Raw genomic sequence first — 5060 nt, 5'->3', positions numbered from 1 at the left:
GGGACCGCGGGCCCACCCAGGACAGCGAGCACGCCCCACGCGGGCGGTAAGACTCGACTGTGCCGAGGTGACCAGCTCACGCTGTTCCCCGGCCCTCAAGACCGTTCGGAGGGCCACCGGATCACCGATCCGGTTCACGGCGAATTGGCCAATGCTGGCCAACAACGCTAGGAACGGTACGACGCCGTGTCCCTGCGCTACGACGAGGCGTACGGTGCCGAGACGAAGTACCGGTCACTGCTTGATGACCTGTGCCGGCGGATCCCGGCCGGTGGCACGGTGCTGGACCTGGGCTGCGGAAGCGGGGTGCCGGTCGCACGTACTTTGGCTGCCGCCGGATACCGGGTCACCGGCATCGACATCAGCGAGGTGCAGATCCGCCGGGCTCGGGAACAAGTTCCTCAGGTGGAGTTCATCCACGCCGATGCCACGGCGGCAGTCTTCGGTGCCGTGTCCTTCGACGCGGTCGTTTCTTTCTTCGCCCTGATACACATTCCGCTGGCCGAGCAGCCGCCCCTGTTGCGGAGGATCGCCGGGTGGCTGCGCCCGGGAGGCTGGTTCGTGGCCACCACGGGACACGGCGCGTGGACCGGAACCGAGGAGAACTGGCTCGACGGCGGTGCCCCGATGTGGTGGAGTCACGCGGACGCCGCCACCAACCGTGAGTGGATCGACGAGGCCGGCCTGACAGTCGAGCGTGAGGAGTTCATCCCGGAGGGCGACGGCGGGCATGCCCTGTTCTGGGCACGCCGACCCTGACGCTCCACGTGGACACGATGCGCCGTCCGGACTCGCATCTCACTCCGCCATGAGCTCCCCGAAGAATCCCGGCCGGCCGGGCCGCGGGCCTGCGGGTCAGCGCCGATAGAGCTGCCACATGGCAAGTTCGTCATCGTGCGCGCGCAGGCGTCCGACGGCCTCCACGGGGGTGCGCTGCTCGGTGAGTTCGTAGAAGAAGAACAACGGGGCGAATACGCTCGCATAGCCGAACGGGGCGCCGCGCGGGGCGATATACATGCCGGCGCCGGCGTCGAGGAAGGCGTCGGCGAGTGCCGGCTCCCCCGTGTCGCAACCGGTGACGAGGGTGACGCTGCCTGGCAGGTGGAAATGTTCGCGTACTCGGTCCGGGCCGACGGCACCGTTGAACGGCTGGAATCTGGCCAGTTCCTCGGCGACATCGTCCATCAGGATGCGTCCCTCGTCGCCGTGGCAGGCGACGATCACATACGGTGCGATCGGTCGGCTGCCGTCCAGTGCCGCCACCAGATGGCGGGGCTGGCCGACCCGGAGATAGTTCACCTGGACGCCGAAGACTTCCAGCCCGTCACGCAACGGACGCGCGAACCCGCCCTCGATGTCGATGAGGTCGACTTCGGTCCAGGCGAGGCGACCTGCCTGGACCTCACGCACGCGCGACGGACGCTGAGTCGCCAGCCACTCCTGTTCGTCTCTGCGCATCATTCGCCCAAGATGCCACCAGGACCTGGCGAGGGGGTACCGGGCTTCAGCCCGGTAGGGCGGCGCACTGTCGCCAGGGGTGCCCCGCCGACGGAGCCGGCGAAGTAGGAGCCGGACCACAGCTTGTTGGCTCGGTAGTAGTGCTGAACGAGGTCGGGGAACTCCTGGCGCATCCGGCGTGATGAGACGCCCTTGAGGGAGTTGACCAGCCTGGAGACGGCGACTTCGACGGGGACACGGATAACCCGCGCTCGGGCGGCGGCATGGAGTCCGACGGGCTGTGCGGTGCCGGGCCCGCGTCGGCCGGAAGCACCTTAAAATAGGTGACACTCGAAATCTAATTGAACGAGGGGCATCCGATGGGACGTGTATCGCAGGCTCAGGCGCAGGAGAACCGGCAGCGCGTGGTAGCCACCGCCGCCCGGCTGTTTCGGGAAAAGGGCACCGGCATAAGCGTCGCCGACGTGATGCAGGCGGCCGGATTGACCCATGGCGGGTTCTACAAGCAGTTCGCCTCCAAGGATGCGTTGGTCGGTGAGGCCACCGCCCGAGCCTTTGCCGAGCTGGAGGGGCGTCGCACGCAGGCGGGCGATGAGCACGGCGGGCAGCGCAACGCCGCCCGCCAGGCGCTGATCGACTGGTACCTGTCGGCCGGGCATCGTGACGACGCCGCCGACGGCTGCCCCTCCGCCGGGCTCGCTGTCGACATGGCCCGTGAGGCGGGGGACTCGGCGGCGCATCGGGTGTACGCCGACGGGGTGCGTGACTTCGCCGAGTGGCTCGCCGTCGAGGGTGAAGACGATGGTCTGGTCCGCCTGGCCACCATGGTGGGAGCCCTTCTCCTCGCTCGGGCCACGCACGACTCCCCGCTGTCCGACAAGATCCTCCATGCCGCACATGAGGCCCTGTCGGTGAGCGGCTGATCGTGCGCCGCCTGCCTGGGGGCGTCGGCGGCCCTTGCTCTTTTTAGATGTCGCTCATAATCTATTTGCAGGCGCGGCCCGGCCGCCGGCAGTGACATCCACCCGTGGAGGTTTCAGATGAGTGCCTACTCGACCATCGAGACGCTGACCGTGAGCGCGGGCAACGGCATCGTGTACGCCTACCGCAGCCTGGGTTCAGGCACTGACGCGCTGCCCCTGGTGCTGCTGCAGCACTTCCGTGGAAATCTGGACAACTGGGACCCGGCGCTCATCGACGCGCCGGCGCAGGAGCGCCGGGTGATCACGTTCGACAACACCGGCGTCGGCGCCACCAGTGGGCGCACCCCGAACACGGTCGCCGCCATGGCCGACGACGCCATTACGTTCATCGACGTGCTGGGCCTGGACAAGGTCGACCTGCTCGGCTTCTCCCTCGGCAGCTTCGTCGCCCAGGAGATCGCACTGCACCGCCCGGACCTGGTCAACCGAATCGTCCTGGCCTCCGCCGCGCCGCGGGGCGCCGCCGGGATACACGGCTGGCGTGCGGACGTCATCGCGGCAGTCGGCGGACGGGAACCCATCCGCGGAGGGCTACCTGGAGGTCTTCTTCACCGGCGCCTCCGCAGAGCTGGAAGCGGGCCAGTCCCTCCTGGGCCGCATCTACACGGAGCGGACCGAGAAACGCGACGAGCCCACGAGCTGGCACACCCGCCACGCCCAGTACGACGCGGTGGCCGAGTGGGCATCCCGGGCCACGCCGTGCTCGAGCGGCTGCAGGCCATCACGCAGCCGGTGTTCGTCGCCAACGGTGACAGCGACCCGATGATCCCGCCACGGTACTCCTACCTGCTTGCCGGCCTGCTGCCCGACGCACAGATCAAGATCTACCCCGACGCTGCCCACGGATTCCTCTTCCAGTACCACAAGGAGTTCGCCGCCGACGTCAACACCTTCCTCGGTACGTGACGGATCTCCGGACACGGACCTCGCCCGGGTCGCGCAGGAGATCCCGAGCCTGCACCGGCAGAGCGTGTGCTCGCGAACGCCCCGTCCTGCACGGCCCGTGGGCGACGCAGTGGCCCGGGTCCGGACAGGGACACCTCATCCCTGCCGGAGAGGCGCACCGCATCCGGTCCACTCCTGCGCTCCCGCTGGCTGTGGCCCTTCGAAGGGGCACAGCCAGCGGGAGGCCAGGCCCTCGTGCACCAGCAACACCAGCGAAGCAATGGAGAAAGAAACAATGACCACGATTCTGATCACGACAGCCAATGGTGAGACCGGCCGGCCGATGGTCGACTACCTGCTCACGGAAGGCTTCCACGTGCGTGCCATGGTCCGCACGGACGACGAGCGGGCACAGCGACTGCGTGACAAGGGCGCCGAAGTCGTATTCGGTGACCTGCTCAACTTCCGCGACGTTCGTAAGGCCATGGGGGGCGTCCAGCGCGCCTACTTCAACTACCCGATCGGCGAGGGACTGGTGGAGGCTGCAGTCATGTTCGCGCAGGCCGCCAAGGAGCAGGACCTCGAGCTCATCGTGAACATGTCACACTTCCAGTCCCGTCCCCACGCACGCAGCAAGACCACGCAGAACCACTGGCTCTCCGAGCAGATCTTCGACTGGTCGGGAGTCCCCACCACTCACCTGAGGGTCACGTTCTTCATGCAGTGGCTGCTCTACATCTCCGGGCTGATCCGCTACGGCCGCTACGTGATGCCGTTCGACAAGGAGAGCCGCTTTGCCCCGATCGCCGGCCGCGACATCGCGCTGACTGCTGCCAACATCTTCGCCTCGCCCGAAGAGCACGGTGGGCAGATCTACGCCCTTACGGGCCCTGTGGAATACAGCCACGAAGAGCTCGCGGCCGAGGTCAGCCGGGTGCTGGGCAAGGACCTTCCGTTCGAGCAGGTCACCGTGGCCACCTTCCTCGAGATGCTCGGTATCGGGCATGACATGGCCAAGCTCAAGCACTTCGAGGCTGTGACCCTCGACCAGCAGGAGGGCCGCCTGGCAGGCATCAGTGACACGGCCCCGCGCATCAACGGGCAGCCGCTCACGACGGTCGAGGAGTTCCTCACCGAACACCGCTCGGCGTTCGAGCTCGACTACACCAAGCCAAGCGCGTAGCCGGCCAGCCCGACGAGGACGGGGCGGCGCGCAGACCATCGGCCGGCCGCGTCACAGCGCCGAGGACATCCACCCCTGTCACCAGCCCCTCTTCCAGCGCGAGATGGTGCACCACCCGCGCCGGAGGCCGAGTGGAAAGCAAACGCTGCAACCCGCTTTGCAAGCACGGCCGAAGGCCTTCGACGACTGGGCCGCCCGCTCGCGGAGCGGACCAGTGAACAAGCGCTTCGCGGTCAGCGTCACCTGCACCGGCCGACAGCGTATGCCCCCATCACCGTGACTCCCCAAAGGGACCGACCAGAACAACCGTTGAGCGGTGCGAAGCGCAGGTCCCGAGCACGGTTTTCCCTCACCCGGATGGCGGACACCATCCCGGTCACATCACCCAGCCGGTGGGCGACACCTGTCGCTTCGCCGACTCGGACACCCATGGAACCGGTGAGTCGCGGCTGCCGCGACTCACCGACATCACGAAAGAAAGACACCGGCATGGATCTGAAGCTCGAACTCATCGTGCTACCCGTCTCCGACGTCGACCGGGCCAAGGCCTT

General features: G+C 67.5%; 6 protein-coding genes and 1 pseudogene. 5 read left to right on the top strand and 2 right to left on the bottom strand.

Going from position 1 to position 5060, the window contains the following annotated elements:
- Nucleotides 1–186 precede the first annotated feature (186 nt).
- Nucleotides 187–759: a class I SAM-dependent methyltransferase gene (locus StrepF001_RS44415; protein WP_206307167.1), complete on the top strand. Its 573-nt coding sequence runs from the start codon at nucleotides 187–189 to the stop codon at nucleotides 757–759.
- A 96-nt stretch (nucleotides 760–855) separates the two neighbouring features.
- On the opposite strand, the gene StrepF001_RS44410 is transcribed toward StrepF001_RS44415, so the two are convergent.
- Together StrepF001_RS44410 and StrepF001_RS44405 are read right to left on the bottom strand one after the other, a co-directional pair.
- A complete protein-coding gene (locus StrepF001_RS44410) occupies nucleotides 856–1461 on the bottom strand; it encodes a hypothetical protein (RefSeq protein WP_129803746.1) in 606 nt (201 codons plus the stop codon).
- Nucleotides 1458–1700, bottom strand: a complete 243-nt coding sequence (locus StrepF001_RS44405) for a transposase (protein WP_276322901.1) — start codon at nucleotides 1698–1700, stop codon at nucleotides 1458–1460. The genes StrepF001_RS44410 and StrepF001_RS44405 overlap by 4 nt, the downstream gene beginning before the upstream one ends.
- A gap of 117 nt (nucleotides 1701–1817) precedes the next feature.
- Between StrepF001_RS44405 and StrepF001_RS44400 the strand changes: the two genes are divergently transcribed.
- The 4 genes and pseudogenes from StrepF001_RS44400 to StrepF001_RS49215 form a co-directional block, all read left to right on the top strand.
- On the top strand, nucleotides 1818–2381 hold the full coding sequence (locus tag StrepF001_RS44400; protein WP_129803747.1) for a TetR family transcriptional regulator: 564 nt from the start codon (nucleotides 1818–1820) through the stop codon (nucleotides 2379–2381).
- A 117-nt stretch (nucleotides 2382–2498) separates the two neighbouring features.
- On the top strand, nucleotides 2499–3347 hold the full coding sequence (locus StrepF001_RS44395; RefSeq protein WP_240798004.1) for an alpha/beta hydrolase: 849 nt from the start codon (nucleotides 2499–2501) through the stop codon (nucleotides 3345–3347).
- Nucleotides 3348–3621: 274 nt separating this feature from the next.
- Nucleotides 3622–4509, top strand: a complete 888-nt coding sequence (locus StrepF001_RS44390) for an NmrA family NAD(P)-binding protein (protein ID WP_129803745.1) — start codon at nucleotides 3622–3624, stop codon at nucleotides 4507–4509.
- 357 nt (nucleotides 4510–4866) lie between these two features.
- A pseudogene (locus StrepF001_RS49215) lies at nucleotides 4867–5060 on the top strand (hypothetical protein); the annotation flags it as partial.

Source organism: Streptomyces sp. F001 (assembly GCF_004187715.1).
Classification (GTDB): Bacteria; Actinomycetota; Actinomycetes; order Streptomycetales; family Streptomycetaceae; genus Streptomyces; species Streptomyces flavusporus.
The sequence above is the reverse complement of the archived record's forward strand: the minus strand, read 5'-3'. Positions and strand labels throughout refer to the sequence as shown.

Bases quoted from the DNA above. Each gene is read 5' to 3' on its own strand.
- StrepF001_RS44410 (WP_129803746.1), bottom strand. From the start codon at position 1,461: ATGATGCGCAGAGACGAACAGGAGTGGCTGGCGACTCAGCGTCCGTCG.
- StrepF001_RS44400 (WP_129803747.1), top strand. From the start codon at position 1,818: ATGGGACGTGTATCGCAGGCTCAGGCGCAGGAGAACCGGCAGCGCGTG.
- StrepF001_RS44395 (WP_240798004.1), top strand. From the start codon at position 2,499: ATGAGTGCCTACTCGACCATCGAGACGCTGACCGTGAGCGCGGGCAAC.
- StrepF001_RS44390 (WP_129803745.1), top strand. From the start codon at position 3,622: ATGACCACGATTCTGATCACGACAGCCAATGGTGAGACCGGCCGGCCG.